Origin of the sequence: Methylocystis sp. B8 (genome assembly GCF_005771425.1) — a bacterium.
GTDB lineage: Bacteria > Pseudomonadota > Alphaproteobacteria > Rhizobiales > Beijerinckiaceae > Methylocystis.
Genome location: NZ_VBTZ01000001.1, coordinates 325,647 through 348,587 on the forward strand (window position 1 = coordinate 325,647; position 22,941 = coordinate 348,587).

At 60.0% G+C, this 22,941-nt stretch carries 18 protein-coding genes; 15 read left to right on the forward strand and 3 right to left on the reverse strand.

Annotated elements, in window-relative coordinates; genetic code table 11:
- Window positions 1–148: 148 nt before the first annotated feature.
- From FEV16_RS01585 to hypB, 15 genes are all read left to right on the forward strand, one after another.
- Window positions 149–1,978 (forward strand): porin, encoded by a 1,830-nt coding sequence (locus tag FEV16_RS01585; RefSeq protein WP_138165855.1) that lies wholly within the window; start codon window positions 149–151, stop codon window positions 1,976–1,978.
- Between the two features lie 452 nt (window positions 1,979–2,430).
- Window positions 2,431–3,516 carry a hydrogenase expression protein HypE gene (locus FEV16_RS01590; protein WP_138165856.1) on the forward strand — a complete coding sequence of 362 codons (1,086 nt, stop codon included), beginning with the start codon at window positions 2,431–2,433 and terminating at the stop codon, window positions 3,514–3,516.
- Between the two features lie 17 nt (window positions 3,517–3,533).
- Complete coding sequence (locus FEV16_RS01595) at window positions 3,534–5,351, forward strand: nickel-dependent hydrogenase large subunit (protein WP_138165857.1); 1,818 nt, start codon at window positions 3,534–3,536, stop codon at window positions 5,349–5,351.
- Window positions 5,348–5,869, forward strand: coding sequence for a nitrogen fixation protein NifU (locus FEV16_RS01600; RefSeq protein ID WP_138165858.1), 522 nt, complete (start codon window positions 5,348–5,350; stop codon window positions 5,867–5,869). The genes FEV16_RS01595 and FEV16_RS01600 overlap by 4 nt, the downstream gene beginning before the upstream one ends.
- An 18-nt stretch (window positions 5,870–5,887) precedes the next feature.
- Window positions 5,888–6,511 carry a DUF5947 family protein gene (locus tag FEV16_RS01605; protein ID WP_138165859.1) on the forward strand — a complete coding sequence of 208 codons (624 nt, stop codon included), beginning with the start codon at window positions 5,888–5,890 and terminating at the stop codon, window positions 6,509–6,511.
- Window positions 6,504–7,151: a DUF6084 family protein gene (locus tag FEV16_RS01610; protein ID WP_138165860.1), complete on the forward strand. Its 648-nt coding sequence runs from the start codon at window positions 6,504–6,506 to the stop codon at window positions 7,149–7,151. Before FEV16_RS01605 ends, FEV16_RS01610 begins: the two co-directional genes overlap by 8 nt.
- On the forward strand, window positions 7,148–8,506 hold the full coding sequence (locus tag FEV16_RS01615; RefSeq protein WP_138165861.1) for a hypothetical protein: 1,359 nt from the start codon (window positions 7,148–7,150) through the stop codon (window positions 8,504–8,506). The genes FEV16_RS01610 and FEV16_RS01615 overlap by 4 nt, the downstream gene beginning before the upstream one ends.
- The gene (locus FEV16_RS01620; protein WP_138165862.1) at window positions 8,503–9,045 is read left to right on the forward strand and encodes a hydrogenase maturation protease; all 543 of its coding nucleotides are present in this window, start codon (window positions 8,503–8,505) and stop codon (window positions 9,043–9,045) included. Before FEV16_RS01615 ends, FEV16_RS01620 begins: the two co-directional genes overlap by 4 nt.
- A 119-nt stretch (window positions 9,046–9,164) precedes the next feature.
- Window positions 9,165–11,561 (forward strand): carbamoyltransferase HypF, encoded by a 2,397-nt coding sequence (gene hypF / locus FEV16_RS01625; protein WP_138165863.1) that lies wholly within the window; start codon window positions 9,165–9,167, stop codon window positions 11,559–11,561.
- Window positions 11,525–11,830, forward strand: a complete 306-nt coding sequence (locus FEV16_RS01630) for a HypC/HybG/HupF family hydrogenase formation chaperone (protein ID WP_138165864.1) — start codon at window positions 11,525–11,527, stop codon at window positions 11,828–11,830. The genes hypF and FEV16_RS01630 overlap by 37 nt, the downstream gene beginning before the upstream one ends.
- A complete protein-coding gene (locus tag FEV16_RS01635) occupies window positions 11,827–12,513 on the forward strand; it encodes an SIS domain-containing protein (RefSeq protein ID WP_138165865.1) in 687 nt (228 codons plus the stop codon). The genes FEV16_RS01630 and FEV16_RS01635 overlap by 4 nt, the downstream gene beginning before the upstream one ends.
- Window positions 12,510–13,655 (forward strand): hydrogenase formation protein HypD, encoded by a 1,146-nt coding sequence (gene hypD / locus FEV16_RS01640; RefSeq protein ID WP_138165866.1) that lies wholly within the window; start codon window positions 12,510–12,512, stop codon window positions 13,653–13,655. Before FEV16_RS01635 ends, hypD begins: the two co-directional genes overlap by 4 nt.
- On the forward strand, window positions 13,652–14,722 hold the full coding sequence (gene hypE, locus FEV16_RS01645; RefSeq protein WP_138165867.1) for a hydrogenase expression/formation protein HypE: 1,071 nt from the start codon (window positions 13,652–13,654) through the stop codon (window positions 14,720–14,722). Before hypD ends, hypE begins: the two co-directional genes overlap by 4 nt.
- Window positions 14,723–14,732: 10 nt before the next feature.
- A complete protein-coding gene (locus FEV16_RS01650) occupies window positions 14,733–15,071 on the forward strand; it encodes a hydrogenase maturation nickel metallochaperone HypA (RefSeq protein WP_138165868.1) in 339 nt (112 codons plus the stop codon).
- Window positions 15,072–15,109: 38 nt separating this feature from the next.
- Window positions 15,110–16,000: a hydrogenase nickel incorporation protein HypB gene (hypB, locus tag FEV16_RS01655; protein WP_246657117.1), complete on the forward strand. Its 891-nt coding sequence runs from the start codon at window positions 15,110–15,112 to the stop codon at window positions 15,998–16,000.
- 13 nt (window positions 16,001–16,013) lie between these two features.
- Here the strand turns inward: hypB and FEV16_RS01660 are convergent, their stop codons facing one another.
- The 3 genes from FEV16_RS01660 to FEV16_RS01670 are packed head-to-tail and all read right to left on the reverse strand — an operon-like array spanning window position 16,014 to window position 22,700.
- On the reverse strand, window positions 16,014–16,895 hold the full coding sequence (locus FEV16_RS01660) for a transglutaminase family protein (RefSeq protein WP_138165870.1): 882 nt from the start codon (window positions 16,893–16,895) through the stop codon (window positions 16,014–16,016).
- Window positions 16,892–19,405 carry a circularly permuted type 2 ATP-grasp protein gene (locus FEV16_RS01665; RefSeq protein ID WP_138165871.1) on the reverse strand — a complete coding sequence of 838 codons (2,514 nt, stop codon included), beginning with the start codon at window positions 19,403–19,405 and terminating at the stop codon, window positions 16,892–16,894. The genes FEV16_RS01660 and FEV16_RS01665 overlap by 4 nt, the downstream gene beginning before the upstream one ends.
- Window positions 19,395–22,700 carry a transglutaminase family protein gene (locus tag FEV16_RS01670; RefSeq protein ID WP_138165872.1) on the reverse strand — a complete coding sequence of 1,102 codons (3,306 nt, stop codon included), beginning with the start codon at window positions 22,698–22,700 and terminating at the stop codon, window positions 19,395–19,397. Before FEV16_RS01670 ends, FEV16_RS01665 begins: the two co-directional genes overlap by 11 nt.
- Window positions 22,701–22,941 lie beyond the last annotated feature (241 nt).

Consider the following 22,941-nt stretch of genomic DNA (forward strand, 5'->3'; position numbering starts at 1 on the left):
ACATTACCGCAACGGTTTCGCTCAATTCAAAAGTTTATCTATAAACTATATAGACAATATGTAGACATTTCGGTTCACTGACTCTCGCGGCGTGGATGGAGATAGTTCGCAGAGGCGCAAACCTCCACGATGAGAGGCGAGAGCGGGCATGTCAAAGGGAAAACTAAAACTCGGGGCTGCAGTTACGGCGACGGCTATTGCCCTCGCCTCGAATGTGGCATTTGCCGTTGAAGCGGCGGGCGCCGATACGGCTTCAGAAATCCGCGCCCTGAAAGAGCGATTGCAGGCGCTTGAGGCGCAGGTCGCCAAGCAGAAGACGGAGGGCAAACGCGCGACCAATGTCGCAAACGCCGCAGTGGTGGCGAAGGCGCCGCCAGGCCCGCCTCCGCCGCCGCCGGTCTTCGTCAGCTTCAGGAACGGCTTGTTCGTGGAAACCGAGGACAAGGCCTACAGCTTCAAAATCGGCGGCCGCCTTCAGATCGATGGCGGCGGCATCAGTTATCCAATCGGCGTTCCAAACAACTTCGGCTACAAAGGCTTTGCCGGCGTGCGTCGCGCACGTCTCGACGTCGAGGGTGTGGCCGCGAAGATCTGGTTCTATAAGCTCGAATACGATTTCGCCGGTTCGACCGGTTCGGGCAACGCGCTCGGCGGCATCCGCGACGCCTATCTGGGAATTTACGTTCCCGGCACCGAAACCCCTTATTCCAAGGGCCCTGTCTGGGTACAGGTCGGCAATATGAGAGAGCCCTTCTCATTGGACTCTTTGAACTCGACGAAATATCTCGACTTCATCGAGCGTCCGCTGTCGGTGGATGCCTTCGCTGCATCCCGTCACGTCGGCGCCGCTGTCGCGGCGCGTGGCGAAGATTGGACGGCCAAATTTGGCGTATTCTCGACGAGCTTCGAGGACAACATTAACAACCCCACCTTGGTCAGCGCTCCGGCAACCTTCTGGGCGCCGGTTCCGCGCGGCGGCGGACAATATTTCGATCTGACCGGCCGTCTGACCTATGCGCCGATCAAGACCGAACATGAGCTACTCCACCTTGGCGTCGCGGGCCGGTATCACCAGCCGAACGACGCCACAGGCGTCAGCGACGATCGTATGCTGCGCGTCGGCAATCGCCTGCGTTCGGAAGCCAATGTTCTCGGCATGCAAACGCTGGGCACGCCGGACCTTTCTTGCAGCACGATTACATTCCCGGGCGCATTCCCGCTCGCCAACCTGACGACGGCCAACCTGACAGGCAAATGCGTCACGAGCGAATTCCAATATGGCTTCGAACTCGCCGGCGCCTGGGGTCCGCTTTCAATGCAGGCTGAATATATCGGCATGCAGGTCAATCGTGACCCGAACAAGATGCTGCAGGCGGCGCTGATCGGCAACTTCTTCCCAAGCGCCGCTACGCCCTTCGGCTTCACGCCAGGCGGCTCTTCAGCGTTCTTCAACGGCTTCTATGCCTACGGCCAATGGTACATCACGGGCGAGGAGCGCGCTGCAGGCTACAGCGTTAAAGACAAGAACGGCGCTGTCTTTGAGCAGGTCAAGATTCTCAATCCGCTCAGCAAGGGCGGCTACGGCGCCGTGAGCCTTGCCGCCCGCTACAGCTCGATCAACCTCAACAGCGGCCGCTGGTCGGGTTCGGGCCTCTTTAACATGTTGACCTATACGACGATCGTCGCGCCGAACATTCTCAATACGGCGCTCATCGCCAATCAGGCGGGGATCGCCGGCGGCCGACAGGAGAATACGACCTTAGGCATCAACTGGTATCCGGATAACGGCTTCCACTTCCAGGCGAACTGGACGCATGTGCTGCATTGGTCCGCGCCGCTGGGCGCAGGCTCGGCGGCGGCGTTCGCGGGGACGGGATTCCTCGGTCTTGTTCCGCCAGGGTTGCTCGCTCTTCAGGGCAGATATCAAAGCGCAGCGCATCCGGATCTGTTCGAAGTTCGCGCTCAAGTTTACTGGTAGAAAACCATCCCCAAACCAGCCCGCCGAGCCTTAGGCTTGGCGGGCTTTTATTTTGCCTTCTTTGACCTTCGCGGATGCCGCCGGGGGAACCGCTCTGTTCGCGTTCATCTCATATGCTCAGGTCATGAGCGAAATCTGAAAAAAGCGAGATTCGCACACCTCATTATCCAGCCGCAGAGCAGCGATACGGCATGCCGTCTGCGCCGCACCGCCACGCCCAAGAATAAAAATTTAGTGACTGCAAAATCGAGTCTACTTAGGAACATTTCTTATATTCCCGAGTTTCCCCCTCAATCGACAGGCCTGTTCGTGGCCGCTCCGCGTAAGCAAGGGTTACCCTCGTGACAGTCGTAGCCCCTTCTCAACATGTGAAAACTCCATCCGCCCCGCCGAGCGCCTAGGGGCGGACAAAATTGCGTCGCGCGCGCTTCTTTTGGTGAAAGGATTGACCGATGGCTCCAGACCCCAATCCACTCCCAAAAGGAAAAGAGACGCCTCCATCCAAAATCGAAGAGGTTCACGTACTCTGGCTCACTGCTGGGCTCAGCTGCGATGGAGATTCTGTTTCCATCACCGCCGCCAGTGAGCCGAGCATTGAAGACGTCATGCTCGGCGCCATACCAGGACTGCCGAAGGTCCACTTGCATAATGCGGTGCTGGCGTACGACGTCGGCGACGATTTCATGCAGGCGTTTCACAAGGGCGCGCGTGGGGAACTCGAACACTTTGTGCTGGTGGTCGAAGGATCGATTCCCAACGAGAAGCTGAGCGGGGATGGGTATTGGGCGGCAGTTGGCACGGATACATCGACAGGCCAACCAATCAAAACGACCGAATGGATTGATCGGCTGGCGCCAAAGGCGCTCGCGGTAATCGGCGCCGGCACATGCGCCACTTTTGGCGGCATCCATGGGATGAAAGGGAATCCGACCGGCTGCATGGGCTTGCAGGACTATCTTGGAGTCGAATGGAAATCCAAGGCCGGCTTGCCCATCGTGAACGTGCCGGGCTGCCCCGTTCAGCCGGACAATTTTATGGAGACATTTCTTTATCTACTGCGTCAGCTCGCTGGGCTCGCGCCGATGATTCCTGTCGATGGCCATGGTCGTCCGCGGTGGCTGTTCGGCCCAACCGTTCACGAAGGATGCGATCGCGCCGCTTATTATGAGGAGGCGGACTTCGCGCACGAGTACGGCTCGCCGAAGTGCTTGGTGAAGATCGGCTGCTGGGGTCCGGTGGTTCAGTGCAATGTGCCCAAGCGCGGCTGGATCGCTGGACTTGGCGGCTGTCCGAATGTTGGCGGCATTTGTATCGGCTGCACGATGCCGGGCTTCCCCGACAAGTTCATGCCGTTCATGGACGAGCCGCCCGGGGGGCGCATCTCATCGACGTTAATCCAGCCCTACGGCGTTCTGATCCGAAATTTGCGCAAGATCACTAATCACACGCTCAACAGAGAGCCGAAGTGGCGCAATAAGGAGCCGACCTACACCACTGGCTACGATCCTGAACGGCCGAGCAAGACTCATCCACTCTAATTTAAGGGACCGCGATCATGGTCGACCTCGCAACCCGTCCTTCAGCGCCTCCGAGCCCCAAAAAAGCGTCGCCCAACCTCGTCGAGAAAAACTGGGATCCGATTACCCGTATCGTCGGTAGTCTCGGAATTTTCACAAAGATCGATTTCGAGAATCGGCATGTCGCCGAATGTCACAGTACGTCATCGATTTTCCGCGGCTACAGCATCTTCATGAAGGGCAAGGATCCTCGTGACGCCCATTTCATCACCAGCCGGATATGCGGCATCTGCGGCGACAATCACGCGACATGTTCGGTCTACGCGCAAAATATGGCCTACGGAATTAAGCCGCCGCCTTTGGCTGATTGGATCATCAACCTCGGCGAAGCCGCGGAATATATGTTCGACCACAACATCTTCCAGGACAATCTGGTGGGCGTCGACTTTTGCGAGCAGATGATCAAGGAAACCAATCCAAGCGTCTGGGCCAAGGCGCAAAGGACGCCGGCGCCGCATGCTGATGCGCACGGATATCGCACGATCGCCGAAATCATGACGGCGCTTAATCCATTTTCTGGCGAATTCTATCGTGAGACATTGATTGTCAGCCGGTATACGCGTGAGATGTTCGCCCTGATGGAGGGACGCCATGTGCATCCCTCCACCCTTTATCCGGGCGGCGTCGGCACCGTGCCCTCAAACCAGCTCTTCACTGAATATTTGACTCGTCTCGTGCGGTACGCCGAGTTCATGAAGAAATGCGTGCCGCTGCACGATGATTTGTTCGACTTTTTTTACGAGGCGTTGCCGGGATATGAGGAAGTCGGACGTCGACGAATTCTTATGGGCTGCTGGGGATCGTTCCAGGATCCAGACCATTGTGACTACAACTACAAGAACATGACGCACTGGGGTCGAAAGATGTTCGTCACCCCAGGCGTTGTCGTGGACGGCAAGCTCGTCACGACGGACCTCGTCGACATCAATCTGCAAATTCGCATTCTGCGCGGGCAGTCCTATTACGAGTCATGGGACGATTGCGAAACCTTCGTCAAAAACGACCCGTTAGGCAATCCTGTCGATCAGAAACACCCGTGGAATCAGACGACCATTCCAAGGCCGCAGAAACGAGACTTCGACAAGAACTACTCATGGGTGATGTGTCCGCGCTGGCTCGACAAGAGCAGCGGAGATCATCTTGCGCTCGACACCGGCGGGGGCGCCTTCGCGCGACTCTTCGCAACAGCGCTGGCGGGACTCGTGGACATCGGCGGCTATGTCAAAGCGACGGGCGATAGCGTCAAGATTAACCTGCCCAAGACAGCGCTCAAACCTGCAGTGGAGTTTGAATGGAAGGTTCCGAAGTGGAGCAATGCGATCGAACGTAATCGGGCGCGCACCTATTTCCAGGCCTATTGCGCTGCCGCGGCTTATTACTTCCTCGAGCAGGCGTTCGCAGAAATACAGGCCGGCCGCACAAAGACCTGGACCGAGTTCAAAGTTCCTGAGGAGGCGATCGGCTGCGGCTTTCATGAGGCGGTGCGCGGCGTGTTGTCTCACCATCTCGTCATAAGAGACAAAAAAATCGCCAACTATCATCCTTATCCGCCGACGCCTTGGAACGCGACGCCGAGGGACGATTTCGGAACGCCCGGACCTTACGAAGATTCGATACAAAACACGCCGATTTTTGAGGAGAACGGCCCGGACAATTTCAAAGGCATCGACATCATGCGCGCCGTGCGAAGTTTTGATCCCTGTCTACCGTGCGGCGTCCACATGTATGTCGGCGGCGGGAAAACTATCGAGACCCGGCATTCGCCGATGTTTGGCGCATCGCGGAAATCGCCATGAGCGTGGAAGCGCGTGAGACGGAGACGATCGAGCAAGCGCTGGTTCGGCTCGAAGCGCTCACGGCCGCGCTTGAGCGAATGTCAGATGATAGGGACCGAGAAACAGCGCGTGGGCTAGTGACGCTTCTGCTCGATCTGCATGGCCGAGCGCTTGAACGGCTGAGCGCAATTATTGCGGGCTCAGGCGGCGGCCCGGCCTTAATTGAACAGATCAGTAAGGAAAAGGAAATCGCGGCGATCTTGCTGCTTCATGGGCTGCATCCACAGAGTGTTGAGGAACGCCTGCTGCAGGCCATCGCGCGCATGCAGCCAAAGTGGAACGCGCGCGGCCTCCATGTGGAACTCACCACAGCGGAGAAAGCCTTCGCAATCGTTCAACTGCGGCGGAATGGACTTGAAGAGCCTGGCGATCAGTTACGATTTGAGATTGAGGCCGCGCTCACCGATGCGGCGCCCGACCTCGACGACATTTTGATCGAAATGGACATGACCGAAATTTACGCCGAACCCGCCGCCTAGGGAGAGAGGCGCGAAGGCATGGAAAGGATACAATCAGGTAACTGGGCGTCTCGGCTGCGGCGAATCCTATCCGTAGCACAAGAGGAGCATTGCGACTTCTGCTCGAAGCCTATTGATCCGCGGCACACGCATTTGATCGAACGCGTGACACGAAAGTTCTTTTGCGCCTGTCCTCAATGCGCGCTCCTCTTGGGCGAGGGAGAGCGCTTTGCCATCGTAAACCCGCGTATCCATCCGTTGCATAATTTCGAGCTGAACGACGCGGAATGGCAGAGCTATTACATACCGATTGACCTCGCTTTCATTTTCCGCAGCACGCCGGCGCAACGCCCGCTAGCGATTTATCCAGGACCAGCTGGAGCGATCGAGGCGTATTTCGCCGATGACGCATGGGCCCGCTTAATCGATGCAAATCCAGTGCTGACCGACCTACATCCGGATGTAGAGGCGCTGCTTGTCAATCGAATGAATGGCGCCCGAGAATATTACCTCGTTTCCATCGATCGCTGCTATGCCCTGATTGGGGTAATGCGCAGGCATTGGCGCGGATTATCAGGCGGCGCCGAGGTTTGGGAGTCTGTTCAAGACTATTTTCAAAAGCTGCGCGATGGCGTCGAGATGGCGGAGGCGGCGCATGGTTGATCTCGACTTCAGCATCGAAGACGTCAGAGTCGAAAAATATTCAGCTGCGCCCCTGCTGTTGTTCGCCCTGCATGTCGTCAACCGGACGCCTGAGCTGCCTGTCCTTAACGTGATGCTGAACTGCCAGATCCGCATTGAGCCAATGCGGCGGAGATATGCCGGCAACGAGCAGGAGAGACTTTCTGATCTCTTCGGCCATCCTTCACGGTGGGGCGAGACGCTGCGCAGTCTCCTTTGGATTCATGCGAATGTTTCCACTCCCGCGATCGATTCGAAGCTGGAAGTCGATCTGCCGGCGCCGTGCAGCTATGATTTTAATATAGCGGCGACGAAATATTTCCACGGCCTCGAGCAGGGCGACGTCCCTCTCAGATTCCTTTTCAGCGGCTCAATATTTTATCGCGACAGCGAAGGCAGGGTACAGATTGAACAGATTCCTTGGAGTAAGGAAAGCGCTTATCGCCTGCCCATTGCGGCATGGCGCGCCATGATGGAAGATTACTATCCGCAAAGCATGTGGCTTCGTCTGCATCGTGACGCTTTCGAGGAGTTGGACAGCTACCGGCGACTGCGCGGGTTCCCGACATTCGAAGGCGCCTTGCAGTCGCTGCTCGAAAAGAAAGCCGCGGAGGCGACATGAATCTCGACTCCATCAAGGCGATTACCAATGCTGTTCTTTATGAGGGCTACATTCTCTATCCCTACCGGCCATCGTCGATCAAAAATCGTCAGCGGTGGACCTTCGGCGGCGTGTTTCCAAAGGCGTTCGATCAGCAGGGCGATTCGTCGCTGATGGAGACGCAGATTCTGCTCCGGGGCGGGGAACATGCGGTGTTTCGCGTCCATATCCGTTTCTTGCAAGTTGTTAACCGCGAGGTCGGACGACTCGTGACGCCGGCGCAAGAGCCGCCGGAACAAGAAGAGCCGGCATTGACGCTCGTTCCGAACCTTAATGTCGATGGTCGCGAGCTGCTGGCCTGGGAAGAGGCAATTGAACGAGAGGTCGCTTTGGAGCCGATGCGGCCGATCGATATTCAAGATGCCATTCTCGCAACGCCGTTCCGCTTTGAAGGCGCGCGTGATTTCGAGCCGGTAAGGACTGGGGACGGCCGCGTCGTCGCTGCTTTCGTTCGTTCGTCCCATACGATCGAAGGCGTCGTCGAAGCGAAGGCGCAGAGGCTCGCGCCCGATCTATGGAAGCTGACCGTTCGGATCGAAAACGTCACGCCGCTTGCCGAGGCCCATCGCCAAGACCGTGCGGCGGCGCAGCTTCGCGCCTTTGCCTCAACGCATACAATCCTGATCGTCGAAGACGGCGCCTTCGTCTCGTTGCTCGATCCTCCCGACGATCTACGCGAGGCTGCGGCGCAATGTCGAAATGTCGGCGCCTTCCCTGTGCTCGTCGGCGGTCGAGACAATCGCGCTGTGCTCTCTTCGCCGATCATCCTCTATGATCACCCGGCGATCGCGCCGGAAAGTCCTGGCGATTTGTTCGACGGCACCGAGATCGACGAAATCTTAACGCTTCGCATCCTCGCGATGACCGACGCCGAGAAACGTGAGATGGCCTGTGTCGACGCGCGTGCGCGTGCGCTTTTGGAGCGCACGCACGCCTTGACGGCCGAAGATATGGCGCGGTTGCATGGCGTCATGCGCGACGGTCAATCGCAAACCAGTCTGACGGATGCGCTGACAGAGATCAAAGAGCGTGAGAAGCCTAGGCTCGTCTCACTGCTGGAAAGCGGCCGCGCTCTGTGTGTGGGCGCCCGCGTGCGGCTACGTCCGAAGTCGGGCGGTGACATCATGGATATCGCGCTCAGAGACAAGGTCGCCGTTGTCGAGGCGATCGAGCGCGATTTCGAGGACCGTGTTCATGTCGCTGTGACTTTGATTGACGACCCTGGGCGCGATCTCGGCGCAGAAGGCTTTCCCGGTCATCGTTTCTTTTTCAGTCAGGAGGAGGTCGAACCGATTGCTGCTGGAGAAGGACCATGACGTCGATCCTCGTCGCCTGTATTGGCAACATCTTTAATGGTGATGACGCTTTCGGAGTCGAGGTGGCGCGGCGGCTTTCACAAGGCGTGCTCCCAGATGGCGTGCAAGTGATCGATTTCGGCATTCGTGGGATCGATCTTACCTATGCGCTGATGGAGGGCTATGACGCCGTCATTCTCGTGGACGCCGCGCAGCGAGGGGAAGCGCCCGGCGTGGTCTCGATCGTGGAGCCAGCGCCGGTCGAGGCTGAAAATAACTCGCTGGAGGATTTGGCGCTTTCGCCACATGATCTCGATCCGGCGAAAGTTCTTCGTTTGGTGTCCGCGCTTGGCGGAACTTGCCGGCGTGTGCTCCTCGTCGCCTGCGAGCCGCTGACGCTCGGCGGTGACGATGGGGTCATGGGTCTAAGCGGGCCAGTCGCTGCGGCCGTCGATGTCGCTGCTGAGACAATAGAGGAACTGATCGATGAAATGATGGCGCCGTCACCCGCCGGGGGCTCGCGCGGCGCGCTCTTATCGGCCGAAAGGAGAATGTCATGAGCGGATGGGAGATTGCGGGGATCATCCTTGGGGTTATCATCCTTGGATTGCTGATCATGAACGCGAAAGACATCTATCGTTACATCAAGATCAGCAATATGTGAGGCCACAAGAGCATTATGAGTTTCGTGGCGGAGCAATCGCAGGCGCTCGAATTTCGGGTGCGTGGTCGCGTGCAGGGCGTCGGCTTTCGCCCGACGGTCTGGAGGATGGCGCGTGAACTTGGCCTTGCCGGCGAGGTTCTCAACGACGGCGAGGGCGTATTGATCCGCGTCAGCGGCGATCAATCGCAAATTGTGGCGTTACTTCGACAAATCGAGCGAGAACCGCCGCCGCTTGCTCATATCGATGGCATCGAGAGGCAACGATACAGCGGTAAGCTGCCGCTGGATTTCCGCATCGCCGAAAGCATCGGCGGAAACGCCCGCACGCAAGTCGCGCCAGACGCGGCGCTCTGCGCGGCCTGCGCGGCGGAGTTGCGCGATCCCAGCGAGCGCCGCTTTCGCTATCCTTTCACCAATTGCACGCATTGCGGACCGCGACTCAGCATTGTGACGGCCATTCCCTATGACCGTGCGACGACGACAATGGCGCCATTCGCGCTATGCGAAGCGTGCGAGGCGGAATACCGCAATCCAAGGGATCGTCGTTTTCACGCCGAAGCTGTGGCATGTTCGGCGTGCGGTCCGACCGCATCGTTCATTGCCTTAGGCCAGGATGACCTTCCGCGCGACGGCGACGGCGACGCGATCGAAGTTGCGGCCCGCTTCATCGCGCGAGGCGACATCATCGCCGTGAAGGGGCTCGGCGGCTATCATCTGGCGTGCGACGCAACGAATCCTGAGACTGTCGCGCGTCTACGTCTGCTGAAACGCCGTGACGCAAAGCCTTTTGCGCTGATGGCGCGCGATCTTGCCGTGATACGTCGCTACTGCGCGGTTGATGCTCTCGAGGAGCGCGAACTCACGAGTGTCGAAGCCCCGATTGTTCTGCTGCGGGCGACGGGTCAGAAGCGCCTGCCTCAGGCTGTAGCGCCCGGACTCGATACGCTCGGCTTCATGCTGCCGACGACGCCGTTGCATTTATTATTGATAGAGCAGTTCGAGCATCCGCTCGTGATGACGAGCGGCAATATTTCGGAGGAGCCTGCGGTCGTCGATGACGCCGAGGCGTGTCGACAACTTGCCGATATCGCATCTTTCGCTTTGACGCATGATCGCGCTATCGCCAATCGGGTCGATGACTCGGTCGTGCGGATCATGGGCGAGCGATCGAGAGTTCTTCGCCGCTCTCGCGGCTACGCGCCGGCATCGCTTCGGTTACCCAAGGGCTTTGAGAGCGCGCCTGACCTGCTCGCGATGGGCGGCGAGCTGAAGTCTACGTTCTGTCTGCTCAAGGACGGAGAGGCGGTTCTGTCGCAGCATCAGGGCGATCTCGAAAACGCTGCGACGTTCAATGACTATCGAAAGAATCTCTCTCTCTATGAGCGAATGTTCGATCACGCGGCGTCCGCGATCGTGATCGACCGGCATCCGGAGTATCTTTCGTCGAAACTAGGGCGCGTCGAGGCCGAAAGACGCGGCGCACAGCTGATTGAGGCGCAACATCATCACGCTCACGTCGCCGCCTGCCTTGCCGAGAACGGCCGACCGCTCGAGGCGCCGCCGGCGCTCGGGATCGTGCTCGACGGCCTCGGCTTTGGCGACGACGGCGCGATATGGGGCGGGGAATTTTTACTGGCGGATTATCATGGCTATGAGCGGCTGGCGCGATTGAAGCCGATCGCTATGCCCGGGGGCGCTCAGGCGGCGCGCGAGCCCTGGCGCAATCTTTATGCGCATCTCAGAGCGGCGGGCGAGCTCAACGCTGCACGCCTGGCAGACGAATGGATCGCATTCGAAGGCAAGCCTCTTGCGACGATCGACAGAATGATCGCGCAAGGCGTCAATTCGCCGCTAGCCTCCTCTTGCGGTCGTTTGTTCGATGCGGTCGCAGCGGCGATCGGCGTCTGCGCCGACCGTCAGGCTTATGAAGGCGAGGCGGCGGCGCAAATCGAGGCGCTTGCGGCCACGGCGTTGAACGAAGACAGCGGCTATCAGTTTGACATTTCCGGGTCTGAACTCATTGAGATCGACCCGGCGCCAATGTGGCGCGCGATACGCGATGATCTGCGGGAAGAAGTTGCTGCATCAGCGATCACTCGCCGGTTCCACCTTGGCCTTGAAAATGCGATCGGTGAAGTCGTCGCGCGGCTAGCGGACGAGCGAGGTTTTGAAACGGTGGCGCTTTCCGGCGGATGCTTCCAGAATCGCCTACTCTTTGAAAGCGTCCACGAGAGTTTGCGAGAAGCAGGATACGAGGTGCTGACCCATGCTGACGCGCCCGCCAACGACGGCGGGCTCTCGCTGGGCCAGGCCGCGATCGGCGCCGCACGTCTGATGAGAACAGCTGACCTGAAAAGAGCTGGAGAGAACCACACATGTGTCTCGGCATTCCCGGCTGCATCGTTAGCATAGACAATGCAGACGATCTCATCGCGACCGTCGACGTGAGCGGGGTGCGCCGGCAGATCAATATCAGCTGCGTCGTCGATGACGCGCATCCTGTTGACTCTTGCGTCGGCGATTGGGTTCTCGTGCATGTCGGCTTTGCAATGAGCCGGATCAACGAGGCGGAGGCCGCCGAGACGCTGAGGCTGCTTAAAGAACTCGGCGATCTGCAGGCCGAGCTTGAAAATATGCGAACGCCGGCCGACGCAGTTACGGCGGAGGAACAGGGCTCATGACCAGCAAGAGCGCATTGGAGCTCCTTTATCCGTTCCTGCATGGCAAAGAGCAGGATCCTGCCGCCGTCGACGCGGCCTTGCTGCATTCGATCGAAGAAAAGGCGCGCGAGTCGCGCGAGACAAATGCGAATTTTTTTGCCGAACGGGCGACTGTTCTGCTCGGCGCGGCAAAGGCGCTCGCCGCCGTTTATCGCCGCGGTGGCAGGATGTTCACCATGGGCAACGGCGGCTCGAGCTGCGACGCGTCCCACGTGGCCGTCGAGTTTCTCCATCCAATCACCGCCGGTCGGCCGGCGCTCGCGGCCATAAATCTTACCGCCGACGTTGCGATGAATTTCGCAGTCGCCAATGACGTCGGATTCGAGCATGTTTTCGTGCGTCAGCTTATCGCACATGCGCGTGAGGGAGATGGACTCATCGGGCTCTCCACGAGCGGCAATTCCGCAAATCTGATCGCCGCCTTTGTCAAGGCGAGGGAGATGGGTCTGACGACCATTGGCTTTTCCGGTGGTGACGGCGGCAAGATGACGAACGTCTGCGATCACTGCCTTGTCGTGCCAACCATGTCGGTTCACCGCATTCAGGAGTGTCACGTCGCCGCCTACCACATCCTCTGGGATCTCGTTCACACGCTGCTCGCCGGCGATCGCGGCTCGGCCATAGACAAGGATGTCGCCGCATGAAATTCGTCGACGAGTTTCGCGATCGGGCAAAGGCCGAAATCCTGGTCAAGGAGATCGAAAGGCTACTTGCGCGAATGAAGCGCGATGAAACTCGGCCGTTACAGATCATGGAAGTTTGCGGCGGGCACACGCATTCGATTTTCCGATACGGCGTTGAAGGGATGCTGCCGAAATCCATCGAACTGGTGCATGGGCCAGGCTGTCCGGTCTGCGTGCTGCCAATGGGACGCGTCGATGATTGCGTCGCCATCGCCGAGCGGCCCGAGGTGATTTTCACAACTTTTGGCGACGCCATGCGCGTGCCGGGCTCCCGAAAGAGTTTGCTTCAGGCCAAGGCCGACGGCTGTGACATGCGGATGGTTTATTCGCCGATGGACGCGCTGGGGATCGCACGTCAAAACCCCACGCGGGAGGTGGTGTTCTTCGGCATCGGCTTCGAGACGACCATGCCGTCGACGGCGTTAACCGTGCTGCAGGCCGAGCGCGAAGGGATCAAGAACTTTTCGGTCTTTTGCAACCACATCACCATCGTTCCGACGATCAAGGCGATTCTCGACAGTCCAGACCTGCGGCTCGACGGATTTCTGGGACCGGGGCACGTTTCGATGGTGATCGGCGATGCGCCTTACGAATTTATCGCGCGCTACTATAAAAGGCCGATGGTGATCGCGGGATTTGAACCTCTCGACATTCTACAATCGATCTGGATGTTGCTGAGGCAGATCGACGAAGGGCGTTGCGAGATCGAAAATCAATATGCGCGGGTGGCGCCGCGGGCCGGTAACGCCGTGGCGCTCGAGGCGGTTGCGCAAGTGTACGAACTTCGCGAGTTTTTCGAATGGCGCGGTCTCGGGTCGATCGACCACTCGGGCGTGAAGATCCGAGAGGCCTATGCGCGCTTCGACGCCGAGCGCAAATTTGCGGTGCCAAACGCACGGATAGCCGATCCCAAGTCCTGCCAATGCGGCGAAGTCCTTAAGGGCGTTATCAAACCGTGGGAGTGCAAGGTTTTCGGTCGCGCTTGCACGCCCGAGACGCCGCTCGGCGCGCTGATGGTGTCGTCCGAGGGCGCATGCGCCGCCTATTATCAATATGGCGGCGTGAAGCGCGGACGCGACGAAGCGGAGGCGAGCGCCGCATGAATATGGTCTCCTTCCCGTTCCGACGTCCACGCGGCAAGGTGCATGCGCCAACCGTCACGTTGGCGCATGGCGGCGGCGGCAAGGCGATGAAGGATTTGGTCGACGACGTCTTCGTCGAGGCCTTCGATAACCCATTATTGGCGCTGCTCGACGATTCTGCGCAGATCGACCTCTTGGGCCTTGCCCAATATGGCGATCGCCTCGCTTTCACGACGGATTCATTTGTTATTGATCCGCTGGTGTTCCCTGGAGGCGACATTGGCAGGCTTGCGGTCTGCGGCACGGTGAACGACCTTGCCGTGGGCGGCGCGCTTCCACTTTATCTCTCTTGTGCGGTGATTGTGGAGGAAGGCGTTTCCATCGACTTGCTGCGCCAAATCGCCAAGTCAATGGCGACAACTGCGCAGGAAGCGGGGGTGAAGATCGTCACTGGCGACACCAAGGTCGTGAACAAGGGCGCTTGCGATCGAATATTCATCACGACGACCGGCATTGGCGTCGTCGCAGCGGGCGTCGAGCTTGGCGTCCATCGCGCCAGATTAGGCGATGCGGTACTCGTCAACGGGCTTCTCGGCGATCACGGCGCTGCAATCCTTGGCGCGCGCGGCGACATGGCGTTGCAGTCGCCGATCGAAAGCGATTGCGCACCGCTGCAGGATCTTGTCGCCAGCCTGCTCGACGCGGCGCCGAACACGCGGTTCATTCGCGATCCGACGCGAGGCGGCATCGCGACCGTGCTCAATGAAATCGCCGAAGCCGCTCAGGTCGCCATCGAAATCGACGAGATGGCCACGCCGCTTCGCGATGAGGTACGAGGCTTTTGTGAAATACTTGGGCTCGATCCGCTCTATCTGGCCAACGAAGGCAAGATCGTCGCGATTACGCCGCCCGACGAGGCCGAGCAGGCGATCGATGCGATGCGCGCGCACCCGCTAGGACGACAGGCGGCCATTATCGGCAATGTCGTCGCCGGCGAGCCGGCGGGTCGCGTCACCATGCGCACCATTTTCGGCGGCCGCCGCATCGTTGACATGCTGGTCGGCGAGCAATTGCCGCGCATCTGCTAAAGGAGCCGACGTGCACGAACTCTCGATCGTTTGCAGCATCGTCGAACTGGCGTCTGAGGCCGCCGAGGGCCGCGCCGTGCGCCGCGTGACGATCGAGATCGGCAAATTGTCGGGCGTTGAGCCGGAAGCCGTCGCCTTCTGCTTTCCGGAGGTCGCTCGAGGCACGCCACTCGAGGACGCGACGCTGGACATCCGCGAAGTCGAGGCCGAGGCGCGTTGCGACATCTGCGGCGCCGAGTTTCCCACGCCCGACATGCTCTCGGCGTGTCCTTGCGGCTCTCGTCAGTTTGAGCGCTTGCGCGGCGACGAGCTGAATATCAAAAGCATCGAAATTGAAGAGGCTGCATAATGTGCACGAGCTGCGGCTGCCAAGGGCAGGGGACCACGATGACCAATCTGCAGACCGGCGCAAGCGCGGAGATCGCGGGGCCCGAGCATGGTCGGCATGGCCATGGTCATTCGCATGGCGCGGGCGATCATGGCCACGATCATTCTCGTGGTGAGCATCATCACGCTCATGAAGAACATCATCATGCTCACGGGATTGATCACAGCCACGCACATTCTCACGATCATAGCCATCATGATCATGCTCACGAGCATTCCCACGGCCGCGTGGACATGGAAGCGCGGATTCTCGCGAAGAACGACGCAATCGCCGCCAAATGTCGGGCCTGGCTCGCAGGCCGCGAGATCGTGGCGCTCAATCTTCTCAGTTCGCCCGGCGCCGGAAAGACGACGCTGTTGGAGCGCGCCATCACGGACTTATCGTGCGAACTGCCGCTGTTTGTCATCGAGGGCGATCAGGCGACGTCGAATGACGGCGAGCGCATTCGCGCGGCGGGCGGGCCGGTGGTTCAGGTCAATACCGGGACTGGATGCCATCTCGACGCGGAAATGATCGCGCGCGCCCTTTCCGAACTCAAGCCGAGCGTGGGTTCGCTCGTGTTTATCGAAAACGTCGGCAATCTCGTATGTCCGGCCCTCTTCGATCTTGGCGAACACGCCAAGGCTGTGACTTTTTCAACGACGGAGGGCGAAGACAAGCCGCTCAAATATCCGCATATGTTCAGCGCCGCGAAGGTGGTCATCTTCAATAAGATCGATCTTTTGCCGCATCTCGATTTTTCGATGGAGCGGGCGAGAGAAAATGTTCTCCGCGTCAATCCAGACGCTGAGATCGTTGAAGTCTCCGCCAAGACGGGCGCAGGCATGCAGGCGCTGTACGGTTGGATTCGCGCGCAGCTAACGGCAGCCAAACAATCTATTCTCGTTTGAAGACAACTTCATTTTAAATCGCCGCCTCTTTAACATCGACGCTGACGTCCAAATCTTGACCGCCGGCGCCAAGAATTACGCCGTCGATCGGCGAAACATCCGCATAGTCGCGTCCGATGGCGATAGCGATATGGTCATTTCCGACCGCCATGGCGTTCGTAGGATCAAGGTCGAGGAAGCCAAATTCTGGTCCGCACCAAACAGACACCCACGCATGGGTTGAATCGGCGCCTTCCAGCCGCGCCTGGCCAGGAGCGGCGACGGTGCGAAGATAGCCGCTGACATAGGCTGCCGGCAGGCCGAGGCCGCGTAGAGCCGCGATCATGATGTGTGCGAAGTCCTGACAGACCCCACGGCGGCGCGCGAAGGCCTGCGCGATAGGGGTAGCGACATGCGTCGCATCCGTATCGTAGGCGAAATCGGCGTGGACGCGCATCATCAGTTCAAGCGCGCCTTCGAGAAGAGGCCGACCGGGCGAAAAGCTTTCTCGCGCGTAATTCGTCGCCGCGTCGAACAGCGGCGCGAAGCGGCTCACATAGATGTAATGGGCGGGAGACGAAGCCGCGAGTACGTTCGATGCATAAGCTGCGTTCCTCACGATTTCCCATGCCGGCGTCAACGCCGGAGCAGGGGGTGGCGCCCGATCCACCTCGACGCGCGCCGCGAGGGCGATTTGCAGTTTCGTGTGGGGCTTGAGAATGTGCGCCTCGCAAACACGATTTCCGTGAAAGTCGATCCTGTCGCTGACGACTTCAGCCGCTGGCGACAGCTCGATACGATCGGACAGCACGGTTTGACCACGATCATTACGTGGGAGCAGACGCATGGCGCAACGCGCCGAAGCGACAGGTGCGTCATAATTGTACGTCGTGCGATGGGCGATGTCGTATATCACGCGATCCGCGACGGCTGATAATTTGCTGCGCCATCGGCGCCATGCGTGAAATAGCGCTCGGCAATTTGGTCGGCGAGAGTCATCAAGCGCTGCTCGAACGCAAGAATTATTGCTGCATCCAAATGGCGCGCGTCCGCCGACTCGAGCTCGGCGCGTAGCCTGACGGAAAGTCGTCGCGGCGACTCCATGACTCCGTCGTTGCGCAGAACGGGCAGCGCCGCGAGATGTTCGTCGATGCGCATGGCCTGAAAGGCGACAGATCGCGGATTGAACGGATCGAGCATCGCCATGTCGAGGACGGGCGCCAGCGCGGCGCCGGCGATGTAACGCGAACGATAAGTGATCTGTGAATCGAGGAGATCGAGCAGCGCATCGAGCGTCTCGACAGTCGCCTCGTCGCTGGCCAGCTGTCGAGCGAAACGGCAAGTCCCGATGGCGCGTTCGATCCTTCGGCCAAGATCGATAAAGCTCCAGCCGGCGACCCGGTTGAAATTTTCGTCAATCAGCCCGGACAGCGCCGCCAGCGTATGGAGCGAACGCTCAACGATTTCCAGAGCTTCGGGTTCCGTTATGGCGCGCGCGTCTGCGCGCATCAGACGCGTTTCGATGCGTCCGATAAGCTGCCAGGCATCGTGCGACAGGCGTTCACGCACGATCGATGCCGCACGTTTTGCATTGCGCACGACCGACAGCGCTGAACCGTAATTGTCGGCGCCGGCCGCTGCCGCCCACGCGATCTGTGTCGGATTCATGTCCGCTATGTCTTCCGGCGCGGCGCCCCAGGCGATCAGCAGTCGCGCAAGCCGTTCGATCGACTGGCGCCCTTGAAGATCGATGTGCTGGGGTTCGCCCAACCTTGCCCTCAGCGACCGCACGATGCGCAATGTCGCTTCGGCGCGCTCAAGATAGCGGCCCATCCAGAAAAGATTATCGGCGGCGCGGCTTGGCAAATTGCCGAGCGTGCGCACGATCGGCGGATCTTCGTCGGAGGGCAGCAGCGTCGACCATTCGATCGGACGGCTTGTCAGCACCCACACGTCGCTTGATTGCGCCCCCTCGTCCATGGACACGGCGCGCGCGTCGAGCCGGTGGGAGATGCGACAAAAGCCTCCAGGCATCACGGTCCATCCGTCAGCCGTCGCGGCGGCGAAAACGCGTAGCACGAAAGGTCTCGGCGCCAGGCGATCGTCGGTCCAGGCCGGAGTGGTGGAAAGATTGATCGGCTCCTGAGCGACATAGTCGACGCCGCGCTGATTTATAGCGTCGATCACCCGCATGCGCTCTTCGCTCGTAAGCGCATGGCCAAGCGCCTCGCGACGTTCGCCAAATCCGGGAAGACGTTCGGTGAACGCGCCGCTGATCGCAAATTCGCCTAATGCGTTGATAACCTGTCTGCGTTCGCCCTCCCGTCCGCACCACCAGCTTGTGACATTAGAAAGTTTGAGGCTCTCGCCGAGCACGCGCTTTGACAGTTCCGGCATGAAGCTCATCAGCGCGCGCGACTCGATGACGCCCGCGCCGGGCATATTGGCGACGACAACAGCGCCCCGACGGATGGCTTCGAACATGCCCGCGACGCCGAGCCGCGACGAAGCATTTTGCTCCAGCGGATCGCACCAATCCGCGTCGACGCGACGCCAAATCGCATCGGCGCGCTTGAGGCCGGCGATGGTGCGCACATGGAGCTTGCCGTCGCTCGCGACGAGATCTTCGCCCTCAACCAGCGTAAAACCGAGATAACGGGCGAGATGCACCTGTTCGGAATAAGTTTCGCTCCAGGCGCCGGGCGTGAGCAGGCAGATCCGCGGGTCGACGCGCTCCGCTGCGCGGGACATGCTTGCGCGGAATTCTCGAAAGAACGGCGCCAGGCGCTCGACATTTAGGTCTCGATAGAGACTTGGAAGCGCGTGCGACAGCACGAGCCGATTCTCCAACGCGTAGCCGGCGCCCGAAGGCGCCTGAGCGCGATCGCCGAGAACACGCCAATTGCCGTCTGGCCCTCGCCCCAGGTCGGCGGCGTAAAAGCGAAGCCAGCGTCCACCCGGCGGAGCGACACCACACATCGGTCGAATAAAATCTTGAGACCCAGCGACGGCTGCGGCGGGCAGCGCGTCCTCCGCGACAAGGCGCGCGTCGCCGTAAATGTCATGCAGGACGCGATCGAGAAGTTCGGCGCGCTGCGCGACGCCTGCCGCGATGTCACGCCATTCGAACTCCGGGATCAGCAGCGGCAAACGGCCCAGCGGCCAGCTGCGCTCCTTGGTTTCGCCATGAACGCGATAGGAGATTCCCATGTCGTCGATGCGGCGGCCGGCTGCGGCGAAGCGCTGTTCCAGCCCCGCGTCGCCTAATGCCGCGAGCGATTCCAGGAACTGACGCCAATGCGCGCGCGGACGCCCGTCGCGGTCGAGCAACTCATCAGGCGCGTCGCGCTTCGGCGCATAATCGGCGATCCAGGCCGCGACGCGGCTTGACGCCTCGTCCCTTTCGATGTCGCGCTCAGCGGACAACACGCCTCCGAAGATCCAGTGTCAGCGGAAACTCATGGCTCGCCTCCTCGCGCGGCGGATCGACTGGTCCGGGCGTATGTCCATGATCCTGGAATCGCGCCAATCGCCGCGCTTCGGCTTCGTTACTGTTGACGGGGAAGGCGTCGTAATTGCGGCCTCCGGGGTGCGTTGCATGATAGACGCAGCCGCCCAGAGAACGCCTGCTCCAGCAGTCGATAACGTCGAAGGTCAGCGGGGCGTCGACAGGAAGAGTCGGATGCAGTCCCGAAGGCGGCTGCCAGGCCTTGAAGCGCACGCCCGCCACCGCCTCGCCTGGGGCGCCAATGCTCGTCATCGGCACGCGATGTCCATTACAGGTGATGACGTGTCGACCAGGAACGAGCCCGTTCGCCTTGATCTGCAACCGCTCAAGCGAAGAATCGACGTAGCGCACCGTGCCGCCGTTTCCGCCTTCCTCGCCCATCACATGCCAAGGTTCGAGCGCTCCGCGGACCTCCAGGTGAACGCCGCCATGTTCGACACTGCCAGCCAATGGGAAGCGGAACTCGCGCTGCGCCTCGAACCATTCCGGCTCGAAGGCGTAGCCCGCTCTATGCAAGTCGTCGACAACGCCAAGGAAATCCTGCCACACGAAGTGCGGCAACATGAATTTATCATGCAGCGCCGTTCCCCAGCGCACCAGATCACCGTGCTGTGGCTCCCGCCAGAACCAGGCGACGAGCGCACGAAGCAACAGTTGCTGCGCGAGACTCATGCGGGCGTCGGGGGGCATTTCGAACGCGCGAAATTCCACCAGTCCGAGACGCCCCGTCGGTCCCTCGGGCGAATAAAGCTTGTCGATACAGATTTCCGCGCGATGAGTATTGCCGGCGACATCCACCAGCAGATTGCGAAACAGCCGATCGACGAGCCACGGCGGGACATAGCCTTCGCCGGGCGACGGCGTCTGAGCTAGGGCGATCTCCAACTCGTAAAGCGAGTCGTGTCGCGCTTCGTCGACTCGCGGCGATTGGCTGGTCGGTCCGATGAACAGCCCGGAGAATAGATAGGACAGCGACGGATGGCGCTGCCAATAGAGCACGAGACTCTTCAGCAGGTCAGGGCGGCGCAGAAAGGGCGAGTCGGCGGGCGTTTCGCCCCCAAGCACCACATGATTGCCGCCGCCGGAACCAATCTGTCGTCCGTCGACCATGAATTTGGCGGTCGTCAACCGCGCCTGCCGCGCTTCCTCATAGAGCGCGGTCGTGGTTTCGACGGCCTGCCCCCATGTCGCGGCCGGGTGAATATTGACCTCGATGACGCCCGGATCTGGCGTCACCTTAATCACTTCGAGACGCGGATCGTTCGGCGGCGGATATCCTTCGATGTGGAGCGGCGCCCCCGTGGCTTTGGCGCTTTCCTCCACGGCCTCAAGCAATTCGAGGTAATCTTCGAGCGTCGCTACGGGAGGCATAAATACGCAGAGATGGCCGTCGCGCGGTTCGATGGTGAAGGCGGTCCGCACAGCGCCTTCAACAATGGACTGTTCATGAACATCTTGACGCGCGTGGCCGCCCCCGACCTGCCCCGCCTGAATGCGTCGAAAATGTCCAGGCTCCGGTAAGGGATCTCGCGGAACGAAGGGGTCCTGCGGAAGGACGTGGGGATATTCGTCTTCCGACAGCTTGGGCAAAGACGTTACGGGAAGCCGCAGTCCGATTGGCGAATCGCCCGGCGCCAAGAACAGTTTTCCGCGACGAAGCGTCCATTTTTCTGAGGTCCAGCGCGACTGGGAGTCGGCGCGCGCATTCCAGCGCTGGATCGGCAGGACGAAGCCGGTGGGTTTGCTCAGACCGCGCTCGAAAACCCGCATCATGCGCGAGCGTTCCTCCGCATCGTCGATCTTGGGATCGGACGGATCGACGTTGATCGGAAGGGCGCTCTCCTTCACCATCCAATGCGCGGGATCTTCATAGGCAGGCACCGCATGGTCGGCGCCGACGCCGAGTCGCTCTGCGAGATCGTGCACAAAGACTTCCGCGTCCGCCGTGGTCGCGCCCTTCGGCTTCGTGATATCAGCGACGAACTGCGGCTCGGACCAAATTGGCTTGCCGTCGCGCCGCCAATAAAGACCAAAGGCCCAGCGCGGCAGGCTTTCGCCGGGATACCATTTGCCCTGGCCGTAATGCAGAAAGCCGTTTGGCGCGAAGCGTTCGCGCAGCCTACGAATGAGATCGTCGGCCCGCTCGCGCTTGCTTGGGCCGGTCGCTACGGTATTCCATTCGGCGGACTCGAAATCGTCAATCGAGACGAACGTCGGCTCGCCGCCCATGGTAAGGCGAATGTCCAGCGCTTCAAGGTCGGCGTCTACTTTTTCTCCGAGCGCGTCGAGTCGGCGCCATGCTTCATCGGAAAAAGGCGCGGTGATGCGCGGCGCTTCATTGATGCGATCGACGCGCATCTCGAAACCGAATTCAACTTGAGCTGGCTCTACGAAGCCCGATATAGGCGCCGCGGAGCGGTAATGCGGCGCGCCGCATAGCGGCAAATGGCCTTCCCCGCAAAAAAGGCCCGAGGTCGCGTCGAGACCGACCCAGCCGGCGCCGGGCAGGAAAACTTCCGTCCAGGCGTGCAGATCGGTGAAGTCGTGATCGGTTCCTTTCGGGCCTTCGATGGGATCGGTGTCGGCCTTCAGCTGAATGAGATAGCCCGAGACGAAACGCGCCGCGAGACCAAGCCTGCGCAAGATCTGCACGAGGAGCCAAGCGGAATCGCGGCACGAGCCTGACCCAAGCGCGAGAGTCTCTTCCGGCGCTTGCACGCCAGGCTCCATTCGGATGACGTAACGAATATCGCGGTGCAGACGAGCATTAAGCTCGACGAGAAAATTGATGGTTCGCGTCTTTTCCCGTGGGAGACTCTGGACGAAGGCATTCGTCAGGGGTCCGACGTCCTCGGGTTCGAGATAGGCGGCAAGCTCTGTTTTCTGTTCTTCAGGATAAGCGAAGGGAAAGTCTTCAGCATAAGGCTCAATAAAAAAATCGAAGGGATTGTAGACGGCAAGCTCCGCCAGTAGATCGACCTCGATTTTGAATTCGCTCGCTTTCTCCGGGAACACGAGACGCGCCAGCCAATTGCCGTTCGGGTCCTGCTGCCAGTTTATGAAGTAGTCCGAAGGCGCGATCTTGAGCGAGTAGCTCGACACCTTCGTGCGACAATGCGGCGCCGGGCGCAGGCGAATGATCTGCGGACCCAGCGAGACAGGCCGGTCATATTTGTAGTGCGTGATGTGATGGAGGGCGATCTGGATCGACACGTTATTTAGGGTCTCATCGCAGCGCCATCCGCTTTCGAACTGGCGCGAAGCCGCTATCGAAGTTTAGCGGCGCTGGGCCGCGAAGTGTCAATCTGAAAGGCCAAGAAATTCGCGGCTTTGTTCGAAAATCCGGCAAAAAGCCTAGCCTCTGAGTGCGACCTGCGCAATCAGCCGGCGCCGAATGATGTCCCGGAGGAAGGACTTTATGTCCGATTCAACCAGTTTGAGCCCGGAACATTAG

Bases quoted from the DNA above. Each gene is read 5' to 3' on its own strand.
- FEV16_RS01585 (WP_138165855.1), top strand. From the start codon at position 149: ATGTCAAAGGGAAAACTAAAACTCGGGGCTGCAGTTACGGCGACGGCT.
- FEV16_RS01590 (WP_138165856.1), top strand. From the start codon at position 2,431: ATGGCTCCAGACCCCAATCCACTCCCAAAAGGAAAAGAGACGCCTCCA.
- FEV16_RS01595 (WP_138165857.1), top strand. From the start codon at position 3,534: ATGGTCGACCTCGCAACCCGTCCTTCAGCGCCTCCGAGCCCCAAAAAA.
- FEV16_RS01600 (WP_138165858.1), top strand. From the start codon at position 5,348: ATGAGCGTGGAAGCGCGTGAGACGGAGACGATCGAGCAAGCGCTGGTT.
- FEV16_RS01605 (WP_138165859.1), top strand. From the start codon at position 5,888: ATGGAAAGGATACAATCAGGTAACTGGGCGTCTCGGCTGCGGCGAATC.
- FEV16_RS01610 (WP_138165860.1), top strand. From the start codon at position 6,504: ATGGTTGATCTCGACTTCAGCATCGAAGACGTCAGAGTCGAAAAATAT.
- FEV16_RS01615 (WP_138165861.1), top strand. From the start codon at position 7,148: ATGAATCTCGACTCCATCAAGGCGATTACCAATGCTGTTCTTTATGAG.
- FEV16_RS01620 (WP_138165862.1), top strand. From the start codon at position 8,503: ATGACGTCGATCCTCGTCGCCTGTATTGGCAACATCTTTAATGGTGAT.
- hypF (WP_138165863.1), top strand. From the start codon at position 9,165: ATGAGTTTCGTGGCGGAGCAATCGCAGGCGCTCGAATTTCGGGTGCGT.
- FEV16_RS01630 (WP_138165864.1), top strand. From the start codon at position 11,525: ATGTGTCTCGGCATTCCCGGCTGCATCGTTAGCATAGACAATGCAGAC.
- FEV16_RS01635 (WP_138165865.1), top strand. From the start codon at position 11,827: ATGACCAGCAAGAGCGCATTGGAGCTCCTTTATCCGTTCCTGCATGGC.
- hypD (WP_138165866.1), top strand. From the start codon at position 12,510: ATGAAATTCGTCGACGAGTTTCGCGATCGGGCAAAGGCCGAAATCCTG.
- hypE (WP_138165867.1), top strand. From the start codon at position 13,652: ATGAATATGGTCTCCTTCCCGTTCCGACGTCCACGCGGCAAGGTGCAT.
- hypB (WP_246657117.1), top strand. From the start codon at position 15,110: ATGACCAATCTGCAGACCGGCGCAAGCGCGGAGATCGCGGGGCCCGAG.